Here is a 25,704-nt window from a genome sequence, read left to right on the forward strand (position 1 = left end):
GTTAAAAACTATACCTTAATCCCAGTTGCATCTGTACCCTCGAGCTAAAATAATCGATGCTATAAGGCTGACCAGGGTTGTTGAAGGTAAATACCGGATAGTTGCCTGCATTTTGTTGTGGCGGGAACAAAGTTGGCGTTAAGCCTACACTGCTGGTGGAGTTAAAGGTATTGGGTGAGAAATACTGTACCCCCCAGGTTTTATTGATGAGGTTGGTGAGGTTGATGATGTCTACATTTAAACTCAGCGACTGCGATTTACTGCTATTTACAAACAGCTCATGTGCCAGATGCAGATCGGCCTGTACATTCCATGGGGTACGGCCTTTGTTACGCTCGGTAAAATCGCCCCTGCGGCTGCTCAGGTATTTGTTGCCATCAATAAACTGGTTAAAAGCTGTCGCCTGTTGTGCGGCCGTTTGCATAGGCAGATCCTTAAAATAGCGGATGGCTTCTTCGCGCAATGGAATATAGGCCAAACTTACCTGTTGCGATAAACCCTGGATACTACTGTTTACAATACCATAACTAAAGGGGCTACCCGATTGCGCACTAAAGAATAAACTTACCGTTGTTCTTCCGGCTTTTTCCCAAACATGGTTATAGCCGATACTAGACACGATGCGGTGGCGGGTATCGAAATTGCTATAACTCAATGCCGGATTATTGGGTACCAAAGCCTGGTTTAACTGCCAGTTACTCTCCATGGAGTTCCGCACCCCATTGCTTAAATCTTTCGATTCGCCATAAGTATAAGAAGCTGTAACATTTAATGCTTTAATAAAGGTTTTGGTTACTGTTCCGGTAAGGCTGTAACGATACCCCTGACTGGTATTGCTCAATAAATAGATGTTAGAAAAACGGGGATCAACCGTTCCACTATATACGGGCTGTTGTTTCTGTTTATCGTAACCATAATACAGGGGATTATCTTTGGTATTCAGTTGCTGAAAAAGCACATCTTTTAAACTTTTGGTGTACATGCCTTCAACGGTAAAACGCCAGTTGTTATCGGTTTCATAATCGATGCCCAAACTTCCACGGAATACCTGTGGCATCACAAAATTGTTATCCACCAGATCGATCTGTGTACGGCCACTGTTTGGGTTATTGATTACGGCACCGTTTTGCTCGATAAAATTCCCTATCCCGTTCGTACCCGGTTTAATGGCATCGCTGCCTGGCGCAAAAGGCTGCTGATCGGCCCGCTGATCGAAAGCACCAAAGTTATTGCCTGTATTGTAATAGGCGTAAGCTAACCAGGCGAAAGGAATACGGCCGGTAAATAAACCCGCTCCTCCTCTAACAATTAGTTTTTGATTGCCCAATGCATCGTACCTGAAACCTAAACGCGGCGATAACTGTACTTTGTTTAAAAATTTATTTTCGATGCGGTTAAGCGGTGTGTAGGTATAGGTATTGCCAAAATTCGGATCGGCCATAATATCCCTTACCTTATCGCTCAAGGCTGGCATGGTTGGTAAATTCACCATATCGGCGCGTAAACCTGGCGTAATGCTTAATTTATCGCTGATCCTGATTTCATCCTGCACATACAAACTGTACATGTTTACATTAAAATCGGCCGCCGGGTTAGCCAGCAGGTACTCGCGGCTGTTATTGGTGTAATTGTAACTTCCCCTTACGCGGTATGGATTGTTGCTGGTAAAATCTTCAATACTCTGGTAATCTACACGGCCGTTCCAGGCATTAACAAAACCATACTGGATGTTGTATAACTCATTATGTGTACCCACCAAAATTTTATGGCGTCCTTTGGTCCAGTTTAAGTTTGCGGTAAATTCCCATGTTTTTTGTTTCATGTTGAAAATACTCGCTTCGCGATCAGTACCCAGATAAATGGTGGTACCGGGTGTACGGCCCATAATCTGTACCTGCGGTAAGGTAGGATCGCTTAAAGGATCGCGGCTATCGCTTACATGGGTAAAACCCACCAATACATTTCCGGAAAGTTCATTGTTGAACCGGCTTTTTAACTCGGCAACGGTACTGGTTTGGTTATTTTCTTGTTGGAAGGCCATACTACTGAAACGGAAATCCTGCTGATCGCGGTCCATATGGGTGGCCTTGCTAAAAATCGTATTGTTCCTAACGGCCAATTGGTGTTTATCGCTGATGTTCCAGTCTAAACGGTTAAAGAATTTTTGCGATTTGTTCGAATTGGTGTATACACCTGCAGTACCGGCATCGAAAACATAGCCGTAACGGGTTTTAACGGCATTGCTGATTAAATCGGCATCAGCTACGCTTAAAATATGGCTTGTTTCTGCTGTACCTACATACAATTGGGTAGGATCCTGACGGTGGGTAATCTCTTCATTGCTAAAAAAGAAAAGTTTGTTTTTAATAATTGGGAAACCGATACGGAAACCTGCCTGGTAGTCTTCAAAGTCTTTGTTCATTTTACCCAAACTGCCCACACGGTCGTTGCCCGTAATGGCTGCATTCCGGCCAAAACCATAAACCGATCCACTCACTTTATTGGTACCACTACGGGTTACCGCATTGATTGATCCACCTGTAAAGTTTCCGATTTTCACATCAAATGGCGCAAGGTAAACCTGCATGTCCTCAATTGCATCTAAAGAAACTGGGTTCGTTCTTGTACTGCTCCCGTTCATGCCTGATGTACCGGTTTGTCCTCCCAGCGAAGGGCTAAAACCAATGGCATCGTTGTTTACGGCACCATCAATGGTTACGTTGTTGTAACGGAAATTGGTTCCACCGAAACTGTTATCGCGGCTTCCCTGTGGGGTTAAGCGCGTAATATCGGTTAAACTCCGGTTTATAGTGGGCATATTTTTCACCTGCTCGGCACTGATATTTTTACCCGTGCCATAATTATCGGCCTTTTGTTTGGGTTTGGCCCTGCCCGATACCATTACGGTACTCAGTTCCTGTGCATTTTCATGCAGTACAAAGTTGAGCTGCTGACTGCCGCCTAAACGAACCGATACATCATTCATCACCTCAGTTTTCATCCCGGTGGTAGAAACCGTTACCGTATAGGGTGAACCAATACGTAAATTATTTAAAAAATAGCGCCCATCGGCATCAGCAGAGATGGCATAACGTGTTCCGGAAGGCGTATGGATAGCCACAATGGTTGCGCCGGGTATCGAAATCCCTTTGGCATCTTTAACCTGCCCGGTTAAAGAGCCGCTGGTTTCTTGCGCCATACCATAAAAGGATATGAATAGTAAAACGCAGAGCATGATTATTTTTAGCCCAACCTGCTGCAGTGAAAACATCTCCTGCAAAAAGACGGGTGTTGGATATATATTTTTCTTCATCAGTTTAATTTTAATTGCCTACGTTTCTTATTGGGTAATCCGTAAGGCGCCATCTATAATATGTAATACCCCATTTCCGGCGAGGATATCCTGTTTAACCAGTTTTACCGCCGTCGTATTTCCAATTCCCTTTAATGTAATGCCATTAAAACTGCCCGGAGTGCCTGGATCTGGGGTTAAGGTCATGGTAACCGAATTGCCATCGAGCATGGCCTGGCGGCTGGTATTAGAAGAACCAGTGCTGAGGATATAATCGTAAATGAACCTTCTGTCTTTTACGATATGGTAATTCACCAGGCGCTTTAATACCTCCACATCGGTATTGTTGATCTGTTCTACACTGGCATAACCCATCGCCTGCATGGCCTGGTTGTTCGGAGCGAAAATAGTGTAAGGCCCTGCGCCATTAATGGTTTCCAGCAGACCAGAAGTTTTTAAAGCTTGTGTAAACAGGGTAATGTTCGATTCGGCCGAAACGGCATCGCCCAGTAAATCGTGCAGGTAAGGACTTAATACCCGGTTAAGCACCTGAATCAAACCATTTGAAGCCGGAATATTCTGCGAGATGATCCGCGAACCGTTTAAGGTAAGCACGGTATCGGTTCCTTTGATCCAGTGTGTGGCATATAATTTACCCCCACGCGAGCGCAACTCCTGGTTAAACAGGTAAGGCAGTTTATTGAGCTCGTATTTTCCATCCAAAGTATGGTATTGGGCAATGCGCGAAATAATGGTGGGATTTGCAGTGAGCACACTTACCGGACCAGCATAACCCGCCAATGCGAAAGCGGCATCAGAAGGTACCAGCGCCGTGTAAGGTCCTGCGCCCTCTTGCAAGGTTTTATCCAGACCGCTACGTTTTAGCGCTGCACTGAAAGATGAAAGATTAAAATTATCGGCAATAACGAGGTTGATTTTATTGTTGTCGTAATCGCTTAGTTTATTTTCATCTTTACTACACGATGTACCCAAAAGAGTCATCAGCAATAAAAAAAATAAGGTATTCTTATGGTATCGGTTTATTTGCTGGGCCATGTTATTTAAGTTTAAATCCTTTAGGAAAAAGTAGGCGATCTACCACGTGTATTGGTCCGTTAAGGGTATTGATATCCCCATCAATAACGGTTGCTGCAGGATATTCGGAGCCCTTTACCTTAAGCTGGGCACCATTGTTGCCTGTAGAAAATTCGAGCGGCATGGTATAGGCATATTCTGATGGAGGGTTTCCGCCAATATTAACCGGATAATTATTTAGCGCCGGTTTTAACACATTACTATAAAACACTGTGGCATTATTGGCGGTTTTATCTCCACCCGAAGTAGCAGGTTGAAACATCCTGCCCCAATTACGGTGAAAATTATATACGGTATCCATCGGAAAAGCGCCTACGGCCGAATAGCTATTTTCGTCAAAAAAAACCCCATCCATACTGCGTTCGTTAAATTTCAGGATATCGGCAACGGTTTGAAACCCGGCCTGATGAAAAGCCTCATCTGTTGGCGCAAATAAAGTAGATACCGTGATATTTGGCCCTACAAAACCTGCATATGGAGGTGTTTCTATCGCCCAATCTTTTTTGTAGTAAAGCCTGTTATAGGCATAATCCCTCATAATATCCTCCGGCTCTATTCTCACTCCGAAAATGGCCTCGATATCATCGCCAATTTTATTCAGGAAAAGCTCATCTGCCAGGCGTTGCGATTCTACGAACATCGTAAACCGTCCATCGGCTTTTAAAGCATCCAACATGGTTTTTACAGGCCTTTCTATGGCCTTTTCCATAATGTAAAGCCCGCCGTTGGTTGCAGGCAGGTAATTAATTTTACCTACGTTTTTACCGTTCATCAGTAAATCTTCGCCTTTTACCCCAACATAATGCCTGTAATAATATAAATCATATTGATTATTGCTTTGGGCATTTTCATAATATTTTACATACAACCCGGGATGGAGCAGCAGGCTTTTGACCATAAAATTATCACTCCTCAGTTTCAGTTCATCTTTGGTTACCGGGCCAATGGTGGTATAAAACATCATCAAACTATCCAACTCTTCTACAGGCAGTTGATTAATGGCACTAGCGCTTAAACCTGCGGCTTGCATGGCGGCATCGTTTGGTGCAAAAACCGTAAACACCACTTTATTTCCCTGTTTTTTTAAGATATTTTTGATATTGCTTTTTTGCCATGCGCTGTAAAACAGTTTGGCAGGCGAGGCAGTCAATAACTGCTCTACCGTTTGCGTGGCATCGCTTTGAAACGGGACCTGGCCCCCTTCCTGATCGGGCATAAATTCTGTTTTAGAACAGGCACCTAAAAAAAGAATGCATGCTCCTAAAACGAAAACCCAAAAGTTTTTTAAATTTCTCATATTCATGATGATATATTATTTCTTAAGCGCCTGATCGGGTGTAACCAATCCACTAATTAAATGGTGGACAATGCCGTTGCTACACAGGTTATCGTTTTTTGATGTTAAATTGCTGGTTACCGAGTTTAAGATCACATCAGAAAACGTGTTCCCGCTACGCAGCGTAAGGGAATAACCCAGCTTAAATTCAGGATACAACTTTCCCCCTCCGAAATTCATATAATGGCTATCGTTTTTAAGGAAATAGTTATAGGCCCCGTTATTATTGATCAGTGAAAACACCTGCGAATCGGAGATAAAAAAGTGCCTGTCGTATAAAATGTAAGCGCCAAAAAGCCTGTCGCCAACGTATTTACCGGTTTCTAAAGTATTTAATGACGCTTCGGTAATGCCCACATCCTCAAGTGCTTTATTATTGGGTGCAAAAATGGTAAATGTTGTTCCGGTGGCCAGCTGGTCCCAAAGGTTAAACTTCTTTAAACCCTTTACAAATACACTGTAATCGGCATGTTCTGCCAGCCATTGCTGTACCGTTTTGTTAAAGTTCGGCTTCAATACATTATCCATTAAATGCAGTACACCATTGGCTACAACCACATCTTTTCTGATCACCTCAACCCCATCAATATAAAGTTCGTTTTCAACACCTCCACCGGGGTTAAAAGCCGCACGCGAAAGGTATAATTCCGAACCACTTAATGTAGCGTATCGGATATCTACCCCATTGCTGGGCATGTCATTTACCATTAGTTTACGCGGCAGGATGTGGTAGCCGATTACTTTTTTTAAGCTATCGACATTCATTTTATCAAAATCTGTCGTGTTGTAAATACCCAGGCGGTTAAAAGCTTCGTCGGTTGGTGCAAACACGGTAAAAGGTCCTGCACCATTTAACTGTTCAGTATATCCTGTTTTTTTGAGTGCGGCATAAAAAAGGCGCATTTCATAATTGTTCTTTACAAAATCACCTGCCGGACGAATGTTTTCGTTGGGTAAGGCTACCGATAAATCATCATGTTTACAGCCTGCAACAAAAAGCAGCTGTACAGCAATTGCCCATGCAAAAAGCATTTTTCCCATTTGTAAAACCGGCTTGCGATGCTTTACATTATTTAGTTTTTTCATTGAAATCATGTTTTTAATAAATGGGCGGTGCATATTTTCGTTGAACGGTGGTTAAATAAACCCGGCCATTAACCACTTCGATGGTATTTACGGTAGCAAAAGTTTTAGGGTTATTTACACCCGAATGGATGTTGACCAGCAAATTGGGCAGTATAGCTGCATTATCGTTACTGGTCATCCTTACTTTACCGTTTTGCAAACAGTTTACCGAAACCCAGTTGCCCCCGTTATCGGTTGAGGCTTCGTAAAAAGGATTATTGGTAATATCCATCCCCGGCACAAAAAAATCGAACCTTTGCCACATATTGGTGGTGATGCCATTGCCGGTATTACTTGCCCAGATGGGGAAACTTACGTAAGGACTAACCTCACTTGTTGCCGTATTCAGTTTAACATTGGCCAGATATTTCCCTTTAAAACCAGGTATAGTGGCTCCCGTGGTGCTTAAAATGCTTTGATTTTCGTAAAGCGACAGGAAAACATTCATTTCATCTTTCATACCTCCCTGAAAACTGGCCATCAAGTAATCTTCGGCTTTAAGCGATTTATCGGCTTCCCAATATCCTTTAGCGCTCATATTATAAAAGTTCACATAGGTAAGCGAATCAGACAAAGGCAGCTTTTGAAAAACCTCCTGGCGGAGTAAAAGCCCGGTTCTTTTGGTTACAAAATCTTTTTGTAACACATGTAGCGTGTACACCTCTTTACTGGTCAGGTTAAGTACGGTATCGATCAGGATATCTTTTTTTAGCTGACTTTCCAATTGAAAAAAGGGCACTGTATTTTTCGGGCGGTAAGCAAACATGATCCGCATTTTACCCGACGGAACCTGTGCCCAGCTGCTTAAATCGAAACCGTTTAAAATGGGTCCAACCAATACATTTTCCTTACCCGGATATTCGGGATTGTTAACGGAGGTACTGGTACCAATATGTGATGGATATGGAGGTGCATAGGCATCGCGCTGATCTAAAAAGTCGCCTACAATTTCGGCGCTTGTTGGCATGCCGTTAGCATCCAACACCGGATTGATGAGCATACAAAAAAACGGTACTTTATTATCCTTACTGCCAAGTGTTTGTATATAATTAAGGTTATTAAATACCCTTAAATATGCCGGATCGTCGATTTTAGAGTATTCTACCTTAACGCAGCCCTGGTTAAGCAGCAGCAAGCAAGCGGCAAAAAGCCAAGCTAACCGCATTAATCCGGTTTTTATTATTCTCTTATTTAATCTCTCGTTTTTCATTATTTGTTGTGTTTGATAATGATCATTCTTGCTTTGTTTGCGGCTGTACTGCCTGTGCCCGACTGGCCAATAAGGCCGACGGTGTAAATTCCGGGTTCTTGTACCGGCAATCCCCGCCCTACTTTCTGATAAAGGCTTTTGTCGGCAATAAAGGCCTCACTTTTTAACACCTCAATATCACTGGCCCATATACCCGGCACCACATTAGGTTTAGAACGGTAAGCCATAATCTCGAATGCTTTTTGTGTATAGAGGTTACTGATGTAAGGGCGTTCGAACAAAGGCTGCCCAGGTTGCAGGTTAACCCCTGCATTTGCATTGTCGTTCCCTCCGGCCGAAGATTGCCCGTTACTTTGGGTAAAAGTGATATAAGGATTCCCTACCGAAAGATTTAAAAATCTTTTAAAAAAGAAATAAGAGTATTGATTGCGGCTGTAAGTGGCATCATCTTCTGCCCCGAGGTAGGTGGTACCACTTAAATCGTTGGCTACAAGCAGTACCTTAGGTGTTCCTGATTGATCGGGATATAACCATGCACTATAATTTTGCGCGGGGCGGAGTACCTGACTGGCACTGGCAATGGTTTTGCCCGATGCATCCAAAGCCTCAACCGTATGGCTGCCCTGAATCAGGTTTGCATAAGCTCCGGCCGTGCCAAAGGCCAAATTGCCGGCGATGGTTTTGCCATCTACCTTAAAACTTACACTTTGCCCCGCCAAACCATTTACGCCCTGTACCCTGAAATAAGTATTGTTGGCCGATGGACTGTTATCGCTAATCACCTGAAAGGAATTTTGATAGGTTGATGAAGTTTCATCAACTTCGTTAATGAAGTAATCAAATTTTTGCGGTGCGATTAAAATGGTATAAATACCTCCGGGCTGGAAGGTTTGGATAGGCGCATAAGTTTGTTTGGTCGAATTCATCAAACTTACCGGAATGCTTGATGTAGGCGGATCGATCAGCGTAATGGCATCTAAACCTGTGCCTAAGGCTGGCATCTGTCTGCCATCGGCCATCAATATTTTAAACTGATAGGTTCCGTAAGGCAATTCTATATATTCGGACGTTCGGGTTGCCGAACTGATATGATTGGTTTTCGCATCAACTAAAGTTCCATCTGCATAAGCCAGCGATACGTCTCCGCTTAAATCTTCCTGACGGCCACTGCTGTTAAATCCAGGGTTTTTAATGGCACCGGAAAGGTTTACTACCCTGATTTTAAAATAATCGGGTTTCGAGGCTACTGAAACACCTCTTTTTACAGGCACTACCTCTTGCTGGCCATCCATTGCAAAAGTTGGTAATAAGAAATAATCTGTCGGGTTGTTGTAATCGTTTTTTACATCGAGTTTTACATCTCCGGCAAATACAGGGGTATAACTTCTTACTGTAAAATTCAGTTTTGCAGTTTCCTGTGCATTAAACAGGTCTTGCGGAACAAACCAGGTTTTCCCCAATTGTCCGTTTGAAGGGAAATACGAGGTACCCGGATACTGCTGGCTGTTCGGTTTGTTAGGCTCCCGCACGATAAAATTTGTCAGGCTGTCGCCATTGGCAATCACCTGGTTAAAACCTGCTACATTGATAATGCGGGCGGTTGAACTGGCCCGGTTCTGGGTTAAAATCCTGTTGTCTGTTTCGAAATCTGCCTTATCCTTTTTACAGGCCTGAAACAGCAGCATCATACTAAAAAAAAGCAGACTAAAGCATTTATAATTTATCTTATTCATTATTTAAATAGATTATAGGTAAAGCCTAACATAATTTCGGCACCACGGGTATAACTTCTGTTGATGTATTCGTTGCCATACCATTTGCCCCCGGTTTGTGGATTGGCATACACGGTTTTGATATCAGGATTGAGGATGTTTTTGGCATAGCCTTTAAACTTGACACTTTTAGTAAGGCGCTGACTGAATACAAAATCCAAAACAGGTACCGGACGGGTATATAAATCGGGTTCGCCGGTGAGGTTAATCTGCACCAAACGTTCGCCCACCACATTAAAGGTTAGCGTAAAATCAGAGCCTGATTTTGGGTTCTCATAATTTAACCAGGCATTGATGGAATAGGGCGCCTGCTCAAAAAGCGGACTGTTTTTTGGGGTATAACGGTCGAGTGAGCGAATAGCCTCGTAACGCTCAGGCGTTTTTTTAATGTCACTCTGTGCCAGCAATAAATTAGAACCGAAATAGAAATTTTTCAACGGATCCCAGATATTGCCCAGGCTTTTTATTACCTCTAATTCAAGTCCCCATACCCGGCCCACGTTAGGATCGTTCTGGAACTGGATGGTAGGAAACTCGGGATAGGTAGCGGCTAAACCAGCCGTTTGCAAGCTAAATACCTTGACCAATTGATTTTCGATACGTTTACCAAATGCCGAAACAGCCAGCACCTCTCCTTTTGCCGGAAACCATTCCCACCTGAAATCGAGGTTTTGGGTAAACTGATTTTTAAGGTTTGGATTACCTACTACTAACCCCATCTGAAAGGCATCAAATTCGAAAACATTGGTAATTTCCCTTAACTCTGGTCGTGCCAGTGTAGTGTTGTAAGCACTGCGGAAATTCATGTTATCGTTTAGCGTATAGGTTGCATTAACTGAGTAAAATGGCTTGTAGCCGGTTTTATATACCGAGTTTGGATTGATAGGATTTAACGGGATTTTGCCTCCGTTTGCGCCTCCGGCAGTAAGCGAAGGATCTAAAAACACACCAGCAGTATCAACAGACGAACCAATATTGGTCATTTCGAAGCGGACACCACCTGCAATACGCAACTTTTCGGTCAGCTTTAAATCGAGCATACCATAAAAAGCATTGGTTTCGAAATAACCTGTATAATTATTGGGCGACTTTTGGCTGTTGTATAAAAACCCGCCAACCGGCATCATGCCTTCACCCTGATTTCCGGTAGGAAGTTTAACACCGATAAATTCGCTGCTTACCAGACGGTTCAGGTTGCCTTCGGCACCATAAAGTGGTAAAGCCTTGTTGCTGGTAAAGTTAGATCCCGGCAGGAAAAGTTGGTTTTCGCTAAAATCGCGGTCTCTAAACAAATAATTTACTCCGGTTTTTAACTCCTGTTTTTGTCCGAAGAGTTTAAAAGGGATACTTAAATCGCCCTTGTAATTGTAATTTTTCTCATCCAGGTTTCGCCATCTTCTGCCGTTAGGTTCGGCCTGTATAATACCATAAGGACCAAAACCGTTTACATAACCAGATGTTAAGGCATAAAGGTGTTTGCTGTAAACCGTTGCACCCGCATTACTGCCTGTTCCAACCGTATAATAACCGCCACCCCTTGGGATATAATCGGCCAAACTGGCGAAACGGAAATCAGGATCGTTTTGTTTTGATCTCGAACTGGCCACATTATAACTTAAACGTGGAGATAATTCTTTATCAAAAAATTTATGCTCACCCTGGAGGTTAAAGGTATTCAGGTTGCGGAAAGTTTGTTTTAGCGAGTATGTTGTCGTTTTCACCTCCCCAGGCAAACCTGTATATTCGTAACGGCCAGACAAATTAGTGGCTTTAGTTTCGCCACCCCAGCTGCCCAGGTATTGCATACTGATTTCGTTACGGCGGTTAAACTGATAGGTAACCCCCACCAGCGTTCCATAATTGAGCGTTTCTACACCGGTGTTTTCTTTATAGGTTTGGTATTTACCCATATATAAACTGTTCGGTGTAATGTAGTTTGGAATATTCCGCGGACTGTAAACATCAGGGTTACCGGTTACTACGCCCTGATAAATACTGTATTGGGTTAAATCACCACCACTAATGTCGGTAATGCGGCGATAATAATTCCCGCCCATGATTAAACCCAGTTTATGTTTTTTAAAAATGTTAAAGCTATTGCCATAAGTAGCCGAATACAACTGGTTTAAGGGCGCTTTTTTGTACTGGGTAGTCATTACCGGATCGAAAGACTGCATGATGTTGTTGATGCGGTTGACTTCCTGATAAGCTGTTGGACTGTAATTGCTGCTGGCAATCATGCTTTGGATAGAACCCAAACCATTCGGATATTGACTGGCCAGGTTTTTAAAGTCGCTGCTTAGGTTTTTATTGGCGATTTTATTGCCAAAAGCCCCCATATCGCTGTTCCAAAAGCTATTGTATTGCCCGCCGATACCTACATTTGAGTTTACACCCGATTGGGCAATGATTTCGAAGGTTTCCTTTTCGGGAACTGATTTGGTTTTGAGTTCTACAATACCCGCAGCTGCATCCGCTGGTTTATCAGGTGTTACAGTTTTATAAATGGTAATGTTATCCAGCAGTGATGCCGGAACCAGATCTAAGGGTATTGTGCTCCTATCGGGATCAGAGGAAGCTAAACGCACACCGTTTAACTGTCCGATTACACTTCTATCGCCCAAACCACGGATGGCCACATATTTATCATCCGTTACGGTTACGCCCGAAACGCGCTGTAAAGCCTGCGTGGTGGTGATACTTCCGGTACGCTCAATCTGTTGTGAAGATATCGCATCCTGAATAATCGACGATTTTTTACGTTCTTCCAATACGGCTACCTCGGTATTTGCCTTTCTCCTGGCCTGTACCATTACCTCATTCAACTGTGTTGACGAAGCTTTTAAAGCGATGTTTAGCACTTTGGTACCTGCATCTACCTTAATTTCACGGCTAATGTAACCCAGGTAAGAAATGACTAAAGTAGCGCCTCCTTCGGGGACGGTAATCCTGAAATTTCCATTCACATCGGTCGAAGCCGCAGCAGTTCCACCCTTAACCCTTATGCTTACACCAATGAGTGTTTCCTTGTTCTTTTCGTCGAAAACCGTTCCTGTAATTAAAATTGGTACAGGTTTTCGGGTGATGACCACATAACCTTCTACCACACTGTATTTGAGGTTGGTATTGGCTAAAATAGTATTCAAAGCCTCGCCAACGGTAATGTTTTCGGTATTGAGGTTAACCTTTTTGCTGACCTTGTTGAGCAGGTTTACGGCTACATTAATCTGGATATTGCCCTGTTTCTCTACCAAAGCCAAACTGTTTTCTATCGTTGCGGCTTCGAGTTTGAGTTTGATTTTCCGATTCAGATCCTGACCTGACACATTACTGGCGAAGAGCACCCCCAGGCCGGTAAGATTTGCAAGGATCACTAGAAAAGAGCATTTCATAAAGAAATAAATTTTATCTGCGGACAGATTGTTATCAGCCATCTGCCTCAGTTTCCTTTTAATATGGTACAAGGCTTTATCACATTGCCTTGCATATTGAAAAGAAACATGCAGATGTAATACTTTTTGCATATTTTTGATCATTATGATTTTTCGCCTTTGGGCGGATATTATGAATACTTTATCGCGGGCTGACGGGTCTTCGAAAACAGCCAGTCCGTTGATGATTTACGCGTCCTCCCTTAAAGGAGGACGTTTTTCTTTTAGTCTGTTTGTTACATCCCCATCCTTTCTCTCCTAAAAAATGCTAACATGATTTTGATTGATTTTATAGTTAAAATTGCCTGCAACACTGAGGATTTTAATCAGTTTGCTTACAGGAATATCGGTGGTTAAATTCACCCTGATCTGCCTGTTGGCAAGTTGTGGACTGTTAATCTGGATGGCAACATTATAAGTTCTTTCCAAAATGGCAGCAATATCGGCCAGTTTAGTTTTCCTGAATACCAGTTTCCCGTTTTTCCAGCCCAGAATATCGCTAACAGGCGTAGTACCGAATTCGCTTTGATGGGTTTGCTCGTTCCACACTACACTTTGACCGGGCAACAATACGGCAATAGGATGTAATATCTTGTTCACCTCCCGATCTACCCTTACTTTTCCGATACTCACCAAAACACTAACCGGTTGGTTTAAAAAAGCGTCAACTTTAAAAGAGGTGCCCAATACCCTGGTTACGATGTTTCCGGTATGGATGATAAATGGTCTTTTTGGATTTTTAGTGACTTCAAAAAAAGCTTCTCCCCTTAAAGATATGGCACGCACATTTGCAGCGAATTTTGAAGGAAAAGAAAGTGTACTTCCTGAACCAAGATATACTACAGAACTATCGGGCAAAAGGATTCTGGAACGTTTTCCATTTGGGTTTTCGAAATGCTGGACCTGTACATTTTGTTGAGGTGTTTTGTTCAGCCTCGGGATCAATATTGAAATGGAACCCACCAATACCAAAATAGCTGCCGCATACGATAAATACCTGCGGAGTTTTTTCTTTTTTGGTGATAAGCTTAAAATTTTCGGTTCATTGCCTTTAATGCCTTCGGCTGATTGCTTTTTGTGAAATTTGGCAAGAGCATCTTCAAGATCCGGTTCGTTGTATAAATCAGTGTTTGCTGAAGCGATCTCGTCCATCACCTCTTCAAAAAGTACAGAAAGATCATCGGTTAATAACAGCGATTTCAGTTCAGCAGTTTCTTCCGCTGTGCATTCGCCGTTAATATATTTTCTGATGAGTGCTTTTTTTTCTGTTTTACGATCCATTGATGTTGTTCTTCAATAGTCATAACACAAGTTTTTAAGGGTACCACCTATTCAATGGAAAAAAAATATATTTTTTTATTTACGAAGGTAAAAATAGGAGGATATAGGGCGCCAGAAGCAAAAAAAGGGTAAAATCAGCATGTTCTTTTATATGCTGTCTGAAAAAGCTCAATGCAGCAACCATGTAATTTTCGACGGTATTTACAGACAAGTTCATATCGCTGGCAATTTCGGCATAGGTTTTATTTTCTTCCCGGCTCATTTGAAATACTTTTCTACGCGCAGGACTTAACTCAGCCAGTTTTTCGCGGTAAATTTCTTCGAGTTGTGCATAAACCAAAGCATCGTCTGATGGTCTCGATTGTACCATGGCGCTTTCGAGCTGTTCATCAAGTTCAACCGTTAGCATTATTTTTTTACGGTAATGGTTGTACAGGGCATTTTTTACAGCGCGGTAAAGGTATGGGGCCAGATCGGTTTCAATTAAAATATCACCTTGTTTCTTCCACAAACCGAGCATCACATCCATTACCAGTTCTTCGGCAACAAAAGTATCTTTACTGTTTTTTAAGGCATAACGGTATAAGGCAGAATAGTACCGTTTAAAAAGCAGGTCGAAGGCAGCTGAACTTCCGTTTTTATGCTTTTCTAAAAGTACTACATCCGGTAAATCTTTTATTTCGTTGAACATGCCTTGCGAAGAGAATCTCTGTGCAGCAAAAATAGAACCTATACCACCGTTGTATATTAAGGCAATATTAAGTTATTAAACATTAGCAAATCCCTTAAAAACAGAATAAGCCACAACATCCGTTGTGGCTTATTTACTAACCAAATAATAACCAATATCTATGATATCTATACCTCAAAAGTAATAAGGGAAGATGAACAAAAAATGAAGTTTTCATCGATGTCTGGAACCATACAGATGGATGACAATTGTCGGTTTAATGAAGTTGTAGAGGAAGGAATCGAACCTTCGGCATGCTACCGGCCAGCGCTCTACACGATCATTTTCTTTTTGATCGCCGCAAAAGTAATAAGTTGAATGACATTTAAAAGTGCAAAGCGAAAGCTTAACAGTTTAATAATATCACGCTATTGCTGTGCTTTACTTTATCCATGCCTATTCAATTAAGTATCATAAGCGCTCAGTAATGTTCGCCAATGCCTCAATTCCCAACAAAGGAATTATATATCCTGATGGGTACACTATACCAAACTTTAGGAAAAGTACGCTTAAAGTAGCTGAACTTATTAGCAGGATGATCAATTTTATTAAGAATGGAATGGCACTCTAGACTTTTAATCGCACCTGGAAAAATGAGTTCGGCAAAAAGCCGGTCCAAAACCGGGTAAGTTTGGCAGGCACCTTCAAGTTTTGTTTTTGAAATAAGGACCAGATATGAATCTTCAATTGCCTCCAGATTGAAGCATTCAGTATGCTGTAGCGATCTGTCGTTAATAAACACACTTTTTGCCTTACCTAACCAAATATCCCGCCGGCGACCTGCCTGTTCTGAAAGAAAGCCACTTACAAAGCCTTTTAACACGATCACAATTGTATTATCCTGCCCTTTTATCTTTTCTGTCCGTACATAATCGCCAGCCGGAACAGAAAGCATTTCAGCATTGCTGAAGATATACTTTATTGCCTGCCGTTCAGACTTTCCGACAATGGGAAATAAAAATGTCAGAAACATTTTTATTTCCCCTAAGCCATTTTTTTTACTATAACCCATTTTTAAGCATACTCTCCAAATCTTTAAGTTCTAAATTCTGTTTTACCACTATTCCGTCCTGGTTGATAAGAAAAGTAGCTGGCAACGTTTTTACCTGGTAATTTAACACCGCTTTAGATTTCATTGCTGTGGGGGCAATTAATTGTACCCATGGAATGGCATCGGCTAATATCGCTTTCTTCCATAAATCCTTGTTTTCATCAACCGAAACAGAAACAATTTCTATTCCTTTCTTTTTCAAATCAGCATAAATAGGGGCTATATTTCTGTTGGTGGCACGGCACGGTGTACACCACGATGCCCAAAAATCTAAGAGCACAAATTTATTATTCTTCAATAATTGTGCTAGTGAAACAGTATCGCCTTGAAGCGACAGCAATGTAAACAAGGGGGCTTTTTTACCAATAAACCTGTTGGCCTGCGCCAGCAAAAGTTTCTGTTCGATTTCATCAGACACTACATTATTTTTTCGGGTAGCGTAAAAAATCTCCTTAAGTACAGCAAGATCTTTCTCTCGCCAAAGGTTGATGTTGGTATGTGCCAGCCATTGGCCAATAATATTATTTGCATTCTTTTTTACAAATGCCAACCTAACCGACTGAACTTTTTCGGCCTGAATTTGGTTTTCTTTTTCTGCCAATAGTTTCTCTTCAAGATTAGCTGCTTTCATATATTTATTGCCTGTTGCCGCCCAATCCTTTTCCATGGGTTTCATCATTTTCAGGTAAGCTTCAAGAATGGCCTGTTTTTCGCCACCACTTACGGTTAACTGAGAGTCGGCATTTAATACGACCCTGCAAATGCCCTTATCCAATATGATGGTCTGATCCATAAATGGTTTTCTCGCCGATAGGGTAAAAACGGCCGGCAGGCTATCACTAACATGAAAGGTAAATTTACGTTGGTTATCCAGACTGCCGGTATCGATAAGTGCTCTTTTGGGCCATTCTCTGTATAGCTTTAATTTGGCCCCCTCTTGGTGCAGGGCCGAACTGAATTCGACATCCATGCTAACCGGTGCTGCCGATTGCGCCCTTGCACTCCATGTAGCTGCCACAAGCATAACTGCTGCAACAAAGCTTCTTTTTAAATAAACAATCATTTTTAATAGCTAAAATTTCCTTAATTATTTTTTGTTTCCAGCAAGCGATCTAATAAAGCGGTAACTTTTGCATCGCTTGGCCTTGGTGCATCGTATTGAAGCAGTTTTCCTTCAGTATCAAAAATCAAAAACCTTGGGATGGCGGTGATGTCGTAATATTTTACAAATGCCGATCCGCTACCTGCAAAAAGCTGATCTATATTGATGTTTGCTTCCGATTTCACCATATCCAGCCATTTCTGTTTCTGGTTTGTATTATCTATTGAAACTCCAACAAAGCTGATATTTTTGCCTTTGTAACGTGCCGCCAGTTCATCAAGATAAGGGCGTTCGCGTTTACAAGGACCGCACCAGGTAGCCCACACATCGATGTACACGTATTTGCCGGCATATTGTTTAAAAAAAGCAGGTTTCCCATCTGTACTTTCGAGTGCGGATTTAAAACCATCGGCACCTGCAAGCATTGTTTTAGATTTTTGAAGGTTTGCTAAAATTGAATTGGAATATGCTGTATCCTTGATCTTCTGTAGGTTATTGAAGACTATTTTCTCCGTTTCTTCATTAAATTTAACACCTTTTGTTCTTTTTATAAAGGCATTTAATTTATAATAGGAATAGGCATCGAGTAATTTCTGGTTGTTAACCAGTTGATATGCTTTCTGCAGATAATCATCCAAAACCTTTGCTTTATCTGTATTATCTGCCGTTTTTCTATTTACTTCTATATACTGATCTAACCAATATATAGGTGCATCTAACAGCATCATCACACCATCATGATTCAAATATTTTTTATAGTCATATCCATCATCGTAATAACCGGCCTGCATTACCCAGGTAGTCTCTTTATTCTTCTTTTGTGCCTTAAAAAAACCCGGATAATCATATAATATGGCGGTGTATTGGAAAAATGCCGATAAATCCAGGTAATCTTTTATAAATGGATTTTTACCCTTATAATCTGCCTTTACTTGTGCAAACAATTGTTTAATCTGATTGAGTTCCACCTTAACTGAATCGGGATTTTTATTCTCTTTGTAAATATTTCTTACAATCGGGTTAGCAGCGCTATTTGCATTGTAGAGGGCTTTTGTTTCCTCATTAATGCCACTTGCAAGATCTAAAGATACCGCAGCATCGTTTACGTCAAGTTTTGCAACTACATTCTGGTTGGGCTGGACAAAAAAATCAATCGATCCCGGACTGCCTTTTACCGTATAGGTTAACTTATAGAAGCCATATTTTTTAGGGTTCAGCAATAATTTAAAACCACCGTTTTCGTCAATTACAAGCTCGTATTTTTTCACCGTTCCTAATGCAACATTCTGGTATCCTTCTGAGATATCCCAAAGTGTTGCTTTAATTTCGGTAACGGGTTGATGGCCTATAAAACGGCCCGAAAATATAGTTGGATTGGCACCGGCAATGAGCACCTGCAGTATAAAAAATATAAAAAGTAAGTATTTCATAATGAATGGAATTGATATGTTGTTATTAAATAAATATTTAAAGCAGGGCCGATAACCTTTGACATGAGGGTTGCGTTACCCAGGCCATTTGACCTGGGTTTCTGTTACAATCTTCACATTAAATCGATACCGACTTATCTTGGGTTCTGAACTATTAATGGGTTTATGGAAATTATTTTAGGTGCAATTTGAAGCAAATAGCGTTCAGTATTAGGTTCGAGTGTATAGGTTTGCCCTCCTACTACACGACTCAGTGTTTTTTTGAACCGGTCATCTCGATTTAACCTTTTCAGGTCGAACCACCTGATGCCACGAAAAAGCAGTTCTCTTCTACGTTCTGATAATACTTTAATCAGGGCATCATCTGCTGAAGTGGCTGATAACGCAACATAATCAGCTGGCTTAAAACGCTTTATACGCAATACATTTAAAACAGCAACCGCTCCATCTTTATCATTAGCCCTGGCCAGGCATTCGGCTTTTATCAACATCATTTCGGGCACCCCGATACTAAAATTCGGCGTGGCACCCAAATAATCGGGATTAATACTTGTGCTTGGCAGCCCGGTTGAAGTTAAACGTGTAAAATTGAAAACATAACGCAGGTCTTTTAGGTCCAAAACCGTTAACAGATCTGAACTGGCCATAAAACGTGTTAATAGCGTTGGGCTTGCAGCACTTTTGAAGTAAATATTTTCTACATTATTCTGTGGCAGCGGGTTGTTAACAATTGTTGAGGCCGTTGGTTTTAGTGGGTTACTAAAACTCAGCACATTCCAGTCAAAGAGGGTATTTTTCGTTGCCAGCACTTCATTGGCATATTTTAATGCGTTTACATAATCGCCTTTAAAGAGGTATACCCTCGCCAGCAGCGCCTTCGAAGCTAATTTACCCGGGTGGATATAATTGCGGCCAACATCAGGAAAATCTGCAGTGGAAATAGCGGTTTCCAGATCACCGATTACCTGATTATAAAGCTCTTGTACAGTAGCCCGTTTAGCTTTGGCTTCGAGATCGGGCTGCAGCATAATTGGCACAGAGAGATCGGTAGCTGCTGTTGCCGGCACATAATCTTTTCCATATAAATTAGCAAGCGCAAACAGGTAATAAGCACGTTGGGTTAAAGCCTCTGCTTTTAAGCGGTTCCTGGTCTGATCGTTTCCTTCAGTTGCCGTCGCCAAATGATCCATTACCAGGTTGCAGGTATAAATGTAACTGTATGGGGCATTCCATTCGCTGTCATCATCTGTTGCAAACAAGATATCTTTCTGCCAGGTGTATGATCTGGCTGATCGATCTGCGCTCGTTGAGGTAATTGTACTGCTCAATATATCATCCGTCATAAACTCGGGGTAGGTATAACCAGACTGGCTAAGCAGGATATCATTTAAGAATTCTTCGTAATCAGCAAGTGTTTTTGGCACCACCTTCCCTTTTATCGGATTGGCATCCAGGTATTTTTTGCAGGATCCAAAAGTAGTGAGGATGATAGCTGCGATGATGATTAATTTAATTTTCATGATCTTATTTTTCTTGATTAAAAACCTGCACGCAGGCTGATCGTTGTAACTTTAGGTGAAGGCAGGTAATATGCCCCGGTTTGTGCATCAACGGCTTCGGGATCTATACCATATTTATTTTTTGTCCAGATGGCGATGTTATTCATCTGTGCAGAGATTGTGATACTCTTAACCGGTGTATTTTTTAATGCAGAACCCGGTATTTTATAGCCGATCTGCACTTCTCTCAAGCGGATAAAACTGCTGCTTTCTACACTGTTGCTCGAAAATTTTGCTGCTCGGTCGCGACCATCGTATAGTAAGGATGGCACCGCCTGAAAGGCCGCAATATCGGTGCGGGCTTCATCTCCAGCTGTTTTCCATCTATCGGCAACCTGATAATTGATTACCGGGCTCCATTCGTAACCATTCATCGATGGCATTTCCCTGCGAAATACCCCTCCGAAATTATAAATCAGCACTGCACTTGCAAAAACACCTTTATAATTGAAAATATTGGTAAAACCACCGGTATATTTTGGTCTGTATGAGCCGCTATATGCTAAAGAGCCTAAAACAGGTACCAACACTTTATTGCCATTTGCATCATAAACCTGCGGATCGCCGGCACTGCTCAACCCTGCCCATTTATAGCTCCACAGGCTTTCGCGCTGATATCCTTCTACATAGTATGGCACTGTAGCGGTAACACGTCCAATAACGGGACTACTTTCTGCGATTTTATTTTCAGTGATTTTATTGGTGTTATAAGCAAAATTAAAAATGCTTGTCCAAGAGAAACTCCCCAGCTGCAATACCCTACCCGTAAGCGCTATTTCTAAACCGTTATTTGTCATTTTGGCTCCGTTTACTTTTGTTGAAGTAAATCCGATTGTTGGATCAAGTAACTGGGTGCCCAACAAATCATAGCCATATTTTTTGTACATATCTACAGTTAGCTGGAACCTGTTTTTCAAAAAAGCTATATCAGCACCAAAGTTATATGTTCTTGTACGCTCCCACCTTAATTTTGGATTATAAGGATTGTTCACATCAACCCTTGAGCGGTAATCGGAAGTTGCCGCTTGAAAAGCCCGCGTAGCCACAAGCAAAGGCGTTGTTGTTGGATCATAGTTTCCAGTCAATCCAACAGCTGCCCGTAGTTTAACCAGGTTGATAAAATCGATATGGAAAAATTTCTCTTTGCTCACATCCCAGGCTCCACCGACTGACCATAAAGGTGTACGTCTAGATTTTGGGTCCACACCAAAAAGATTGGACTCATCAAAACGCAAACTGCCCTGTAGAGTATACTTGTCATCATAGGTATAGGTACCAGTTGCATAAAAAGAAACTTCTCTGGTATTTAAATAGCTAAACTTATCATATTGGGTTGCATCATAAGTAGTATTAGAACCACTTTGCCCAATTACCCCATTTAAAAGTACAATCTGGTTAATTGGCGACCAAGACTGTAAATCGTCGTCATAATTGTATTTACGGTTAGTAAAGCCATTGGTTAAGTACTGCTTAACTTCTACTCCACCACCAAAATTAACAAAGTGTTTACCTCCAAATAAGTTAGTATAATTAACCTGCGAACGGACAGAGGTATTATCGTTTGTTGTTTCGGATAAATTCAGATAATCTCCTTTTGGCAGGTTAAAAACAGCTTTTCCACTTCCATCTAAACTGGCATATTTGTTTAAAAGTGCCCGGGCTGTACTCGAATACTCATTTACAAGCTGCCTATTGGTGGTTTTCATTTTATCGTACAGAAAATAAGTATTAAAAGTTAAGCCTTTGGCCAATGTAGCTTCTATGCCAAGTTTTGTTCTTAAACCGAAAACACTGTTGTTGTTATCTGCCAAGCTTGCATCCTGCAATAAATTTTTACCATTATCGTAATAACCTTTAGCCATTAAAGTGGCATTTGTGTTTACGTTAAACGAACTATAATCGTATATGTAATTACCCTTTGCATCGAGCTGCATCTGATAGGGTGACAGGCCGTAAATCTGCGACCTTAAGTCGGTACCTACATCCTGATTGTTAAAAACAGCATTCAAATCTGCAACAGCATGAAGCCATGGGGCAATTTCATAATCGTTACGCATATTAACCTGTATGGCACGCGATGCGTCTCCGATAAAGTTCGATTTATTGTTATCGTACGATCCTGAAAACCTGAAACGGTACCGCTCTGCTCCACCTGCTAACGACAGGTAATAGTTCTGGCGTACACCTGTACGGGCTAAAAGATCTCTGTTCTGCCGAAGATTAGACAGACCTGAAAGGGAGTCTTGTTTACGGGCCAGATCTCCGGCTGAGATCAGTCCTTTTTCTTTTTGCAGGATGTAATCGAATGATGGTGAAAATCCGCCTTGTGTACCTTGAAAAAATGATGAATTAAAGAATCCCTTCGCATAAATTTCGTTATCTACGCTAATCATATCAGCTGAGCTGGCACGTCTGAGCACGCTGAAATCATCTTTTGCAGTGAAATATAAATTAGATGAAAAATCAATGGCTAAAGCACCCTTTTTTCCGCGTTTGGTTGTGATTACAATTACCCCGTTAGCGGCCCTTGCACCCCATATTGCGGCAGCAGATGCATCCTTCAGGACATCGATTTTTTCAACATCGTTAAAGTTATCGGGCAACTGGTTAACCGGAAAACCATCTACAATAATTAAAGGGGTATTGCGCTCGCTCTGAATCGCACTTCCGCCCCTTACCTGGATATCTGATCCAATTTGTCTTCTTACACCCTCTACCGCCCTGAAACCATTATATACCGAGAGGCCAGGCACGGAACCTTCCAATATGCGATCGAGCGTTTGACTACTCCTACGTTCAATATCTGCTGCCGAAATTGTAGCATAACTACCCGTTGTATTTTTCTTTGCCAGCGTTTGATAACCATTTGATACCACCGTAACTTCTTTCAGCGTATTGGCATCAACCTTTAAATTGATATCCAGCTGTGCATTGGCAAAAACATCAACCTCAGTAGTCTGATAACCGATATAACTGATAGATAAGTGGGAAGACGTTGAATTGGTTCTGATTCTGAAATTTCCCTTATCATCAGTTATGGCCGCGTTTTTTGAACCGGCTTCGCGCACTGTAATGCCAGCCACATAAATGGTATGATCTGCGTCTATCAAACCTACTTTACCTTTTACCTCAACATCCGTTCCTGACGAGGCGGCACCCGAAAGGTTTTCGTTCTGTTTTTTACTTACTGCAATCATATTGCCATTGGTTTTAAAAACAAAACCATAAGCCTCACTCAGGTATTCCAGTACCTCGGTTAAAGAACGTGCTTTAGAAGCCATGTTAATCCTTTCCTTTTTGTCGATATTTTTAGTCGAATAAAAGAAACGCACATTAAATTCTTTTTCAAGCTTAGCAAAAGTTTCTTCTACCTGAGCCTGATTAAATGCAATTTGTTTTTTTACCTGTGCGGATGCATTTAAGTAAAGCACCATAAATAAACAACTGATTAATAGAAACTTACTTAATAGAGTTAGACTGTAGCCCCCCCATTTTAATTTTTTAAAATTCATGAAATGTTTGGTTGTTTGGTTTGTTGGTTAATAAATAACAATGTGGTTCGGGTCGGTAAATCTGTAGTGTTTGTTTACAGAAAAACACAGCATATCCATTACCGATTTAATAGAATCGTGCCTGAAAGTTCCATTAAAAGTTTCTTTGCCTACATCGCTCTCTTCTACATCAATGGCAACATTATAATAAATTTCAAGCTGCAAAAGCACTTCTTTAAGCGGTGCATCCTTAAAAATAATTTCCTGGGCTTTCCAGTTATTAAAATTCCGGAGCGAAAATCTTTCGGTTTGAAGTAATTTAAGACGATCGCCAAAACTTACACTTTCTTTAGGGTTTAAGGTGGCAATCAGATTCCAGAGCTTACCTTTTCTTTTTGCGATGGTAACCTTACCTTCTTCTAATTCTACTTTGAGTTTTTTACGCGAATTATTGGCTTCTAACCTAAATGCTGTACCAACGGCAGTAGTTACATAATCGCCTGTGTAAACCTTAAACGGATGCGTTTTATCTTTAGCTACTTTAAAATAAGCAACTCCCGATAAATGCATGGAGCGGTCCGCCTGTCCAAAAGTTGAATCGATATATAATTGGGCATTTTTTTCAAGAATGACAAAACTACCGTCCCACAGGTTAATGGCTTTCCTTTGGGATGCACCTGCCTGATAAAAATATTTGTGAGAAGAAAATCTGGCCAGACCAGAATCATTTGTCCTGTTCTGCAGGCGATAAAATATAAATGTTACGGCTGTTAAAACCAATAACGCGGCAGCAGCAGGCAACATATACTTCCATAAATAGGTTTTTGCGCTACTTTTAGATAAATTCCTTCTTAGAGAAGCAACTGCCTGAGGCTTTAATTTCTCAGCCAGCAGCAGCAATTGCAGATTTTCGATCCGATCTGCAGCCTCTTCCATATAAATTAATTTATCTGGATTGTTAATGGCATATTCTTTCCAGAAAGCGGTATGTGCTTCATTTATATTAAGACAATAATCAACAAAAGATTCGTCTGTTATAAAATCATCGCTAGAATTAAACTCCATATTTGTTTGCTCTTTTTAATACAGAGAACAACACAATTGAAATTTACCACAGCCAAAGAAAGTTTTTTTCATTTATTTCTGACCGGAGTTTATTAATGCCCCTGTGGAGCAGATTGTAAACCGTTCTTATGCTAGTATTTTTGTGGTCGGCTATCTCCTGCATCGATTTATTTTCCAGAAAACGGAGTTCTACAACTTCCCTTTGCGCGGGACTCAGCAACAGAAGTGCCTTTTCGAGTTTTGAAAATTGTGCTGTAATCAGGTCTGCATCCAACAATTCTGAATCATGCAAACTGAGCGAGTGATAAAACTCCTCTGTGGGTTGGGTTTTCTGGTACCTTTTCCACTGATAAATCAGTTGCCTGCGAAAAGAGGTTAACAGATAAGCTTTTACATTAACATCAAGTGATAGCTTGTCCCGTTTCTCCCAGATATAAATAAAAAAATCCTGAAGCTGGTCTTTTACAAAATCAGGTTCACCACTTAGCCATTTACAGCCCCAAACAAAAAAAGTGCTATAATAATGCTCATATAAAGTAACCAGCGATTTTTCGTCTCCCGCACAAAAAGACTTCCAAAGTTCAGCTTCTGTGCGGTTCACATTCATTATAAATATTTATAGGATGGAGATTAATAATTTCTGGATTTTGATTAACAAGGCACATTACAACCTATCAATCACAAATATAACTATTCATTTTGAATCAGTTATTATCTTATAGTCAATTGCCTGC

The 25,704-nt window shown here is 41.2% G+C and carries 16 protein-coding genes; all 16 read right to left on the reverse strand.

The window, feature by feature from the left end; translation table 11 throughout:
- Position 1: 1 nt before the first annotated feature.
- The 16 genes from R2R28_RS24480 to R2R28_RS24555 all read right to left on the reverse strand — a co-directional run bounded on the left by R2R28_RS24480 (position 2) and on the right by R2R28_RS24555 (position 25,577).
- Positions 2-3,313: a carboxypeptidase regulatory-like domain-containing protein gene (locus R2R28_RS24480; protein WP_316828285.1), complete on the reverse strand. Its 3,312-nt coding sequence runs from the start codon at positions 3,311-3,313 to the stop codon at positions 2-4.
- Positions 3,314-3,340: 27 nt separating this feature from the next.
- Positions 3,341-4,348, reverse strand: a complete 1,008-nt coding sequence (locus tag R2R28_RS24485) for a fasciclin domain-containing protein (RefSeq protein WP_316828286.1) — start codon at positions 4,346-4,348, stop codon at positions 3,341-3,343.
- A 1-nt stretch (position 4,349) separates the two neighbouring features.
- Positions 4,350-5,684 carry a fasciclin domain-containing protein gene (locus R2R28_RS24490; RefSeq protein WP_316828287.1) on the reverse strand — a complete coding sequence of 445 codons (1,335 nt, stop codon included), beginning with the start codon at positions 5,682-5,684 and terminating at the stop codon, positions 4,350-4,352.
- 15 nt (positions 5,685-5,699) lie between these two features.
- Positions 5,700-6,809 (reverse strand): fasciclin domain-containing protein, encoded by a 1,110-nt coding sequence (locus tag R2R28_RS24495; RefSeq protein WP_316828288.1) that lies wholly within the window; start codon positions 6,807-6,809, stop codon positions 5,700-5,702.
- Positions 6,810-6,822: 13 nt separating this feature from the next.
- On the reverse strand, positions 6,823-8,013 hold the full coding sequence (locus tag R2R28_RS24500) for a hypothetical protein (protein WP_316828289.1): 1,191 nt from the start codon (positions 8,011-8,013) through the stop codon (positions 6,823-6,825).
- Between the two features lie 44 nt (positions 8,014-8,057).
- Entirely contained in the window at positions 8,058-9,791 is a 1,734-nt protein-coding gene (locus R2R28_RS24505) for a hypothetical protein (RefSeq protein ID WP_316828290.1), read from the reverse strand.
- Complete coding sequence (locus tag R2R28_RS24510) at positions 9,791-13,354, reverse strand: carboxypeptidase-like regulatory domain-containing protein (protein WP_316828291.1); 3,564 nt, start codon at positions 13,352-13,354, stop codon at positions 9,791-9,793. Before R2R28_RS24510 ends, R2R28_RS24505 begins: the two co-directional genes overlap by 1 nt.
- A gap of 165 nt (positions 13,355-13,519) precedes the next feature.
- Positions 13,520-14,542, reverse strand: a complete 1,023-nt coding sequence (locus R2R28_RS24515; RefSeq protein WP_316828292.1) for a FecR family protein — start codon at positions 14,540-14,542, stop codon at positions 13,520-13,522.
- Positions 14,543-14,621: 79 nt separating this feature from the next.
- Positions 14,622-15,233, reverse strand: a complete 612-nt coding sequence (locus R2R28_RS24520) for an RNA polymerase sigma-70 factor (protein ID WP_316828293.1) — start codon at positions 15,231-15,233, stop codon at positions 14,622-14,624.
- Between the two features lie 481 nt (positions 15,234-15,714).
- Complete coding sequence (locus tag R2R28_RS24525; RefSeq protein ID WP_316828294.1) at positions 15,715-16,245, reverse strand: hypothetical protein; 531 nt, start codon at positions 16,243-16,245, stop codon at positions 15,715-15,717.
- A gap of 28 nt (positions 16,246-16,273) precedes the next feature.
- Positions 16,274-17,386, reverse strand: a complete 1,113-nt coding sequence (locus R2R28_RS24530; protein WP_316828295.1) for a TlpA disulfide reductase family protein — start codon at positions 17,384-17,386, stop codon at positions 16,274-16,276.
- 20 nt (positions 17,387-17,406) lie between these two features.
- Positions 17,407-18,855, reverse strand: coding sequence for a TlpA disulfide reductase family protein (locus R2R28_RS24535; RefSeq protein ID WP_316828296.1), 1,449 nt, complete (start codon positions 18,853-18,855; stop codon positions 17,407-17,409).
- Positions 18,856-18,989: 134 nt separating this feature from the next.
- Positions 18,990-20,375 (reverse strand): RagB/SusD family nutrient uptake outer membrane protein, encoded by a 1,386-nt coding sequence (locus tag R2R28_RS24540; protein WP_316828297.1) that lies wholly within the window; start codon positions 20,373-20,375, stop codon positions 18,990-18,992.
- Positions 20,376-20,392: 17 nt separating this feature from the next.
- Positions 20,393-23,848, reverse strand: coding sequence for a SusC/RagA family TonB-linked outer membrane protein (locus tag R2R28_RS24545; protein WP_316828298.1), 3,456 nt, complete (start codon positions 23,846-23,848; stop codon positions 20,393-20,395).
- 105 nt (positions 23,849-23,953) lie between these two features.
- Positions 23,954-24,970: a FecR family protein gene (locus R2R28_RS24550; protein WP_316828299.1), complete on the reverse strand. Its 1,017-nt coding sequence runs from the start codon at positions 24,968-24,970 to the stop codon at positions 23,954-23,956.
- A gap of 43 nt (positions 24,971-25,013) precedes the next feature.
- Entirely contained in the window at positions 25,014-25,577 is a 564-nt protein-coding gene (locus R2R28_RS24555; protein ID WP_316828300.1) for a sigma-70 family RNA polymerase sigma factor, read from the reverse strand.
- Positions 25,578-25,704: the final 127 nt, after the last annotated feature.

Origin of the sequence: Pedobacter miscanthi (assembly GCF_032678605.1) — a bacterium.
GTDB lineage: Bacteria > Bacteroidota > Bacteroidia > Sphingobacteriales > Sphingobacteriaceae > Pedobacter > Pedobacter miscanthi_A.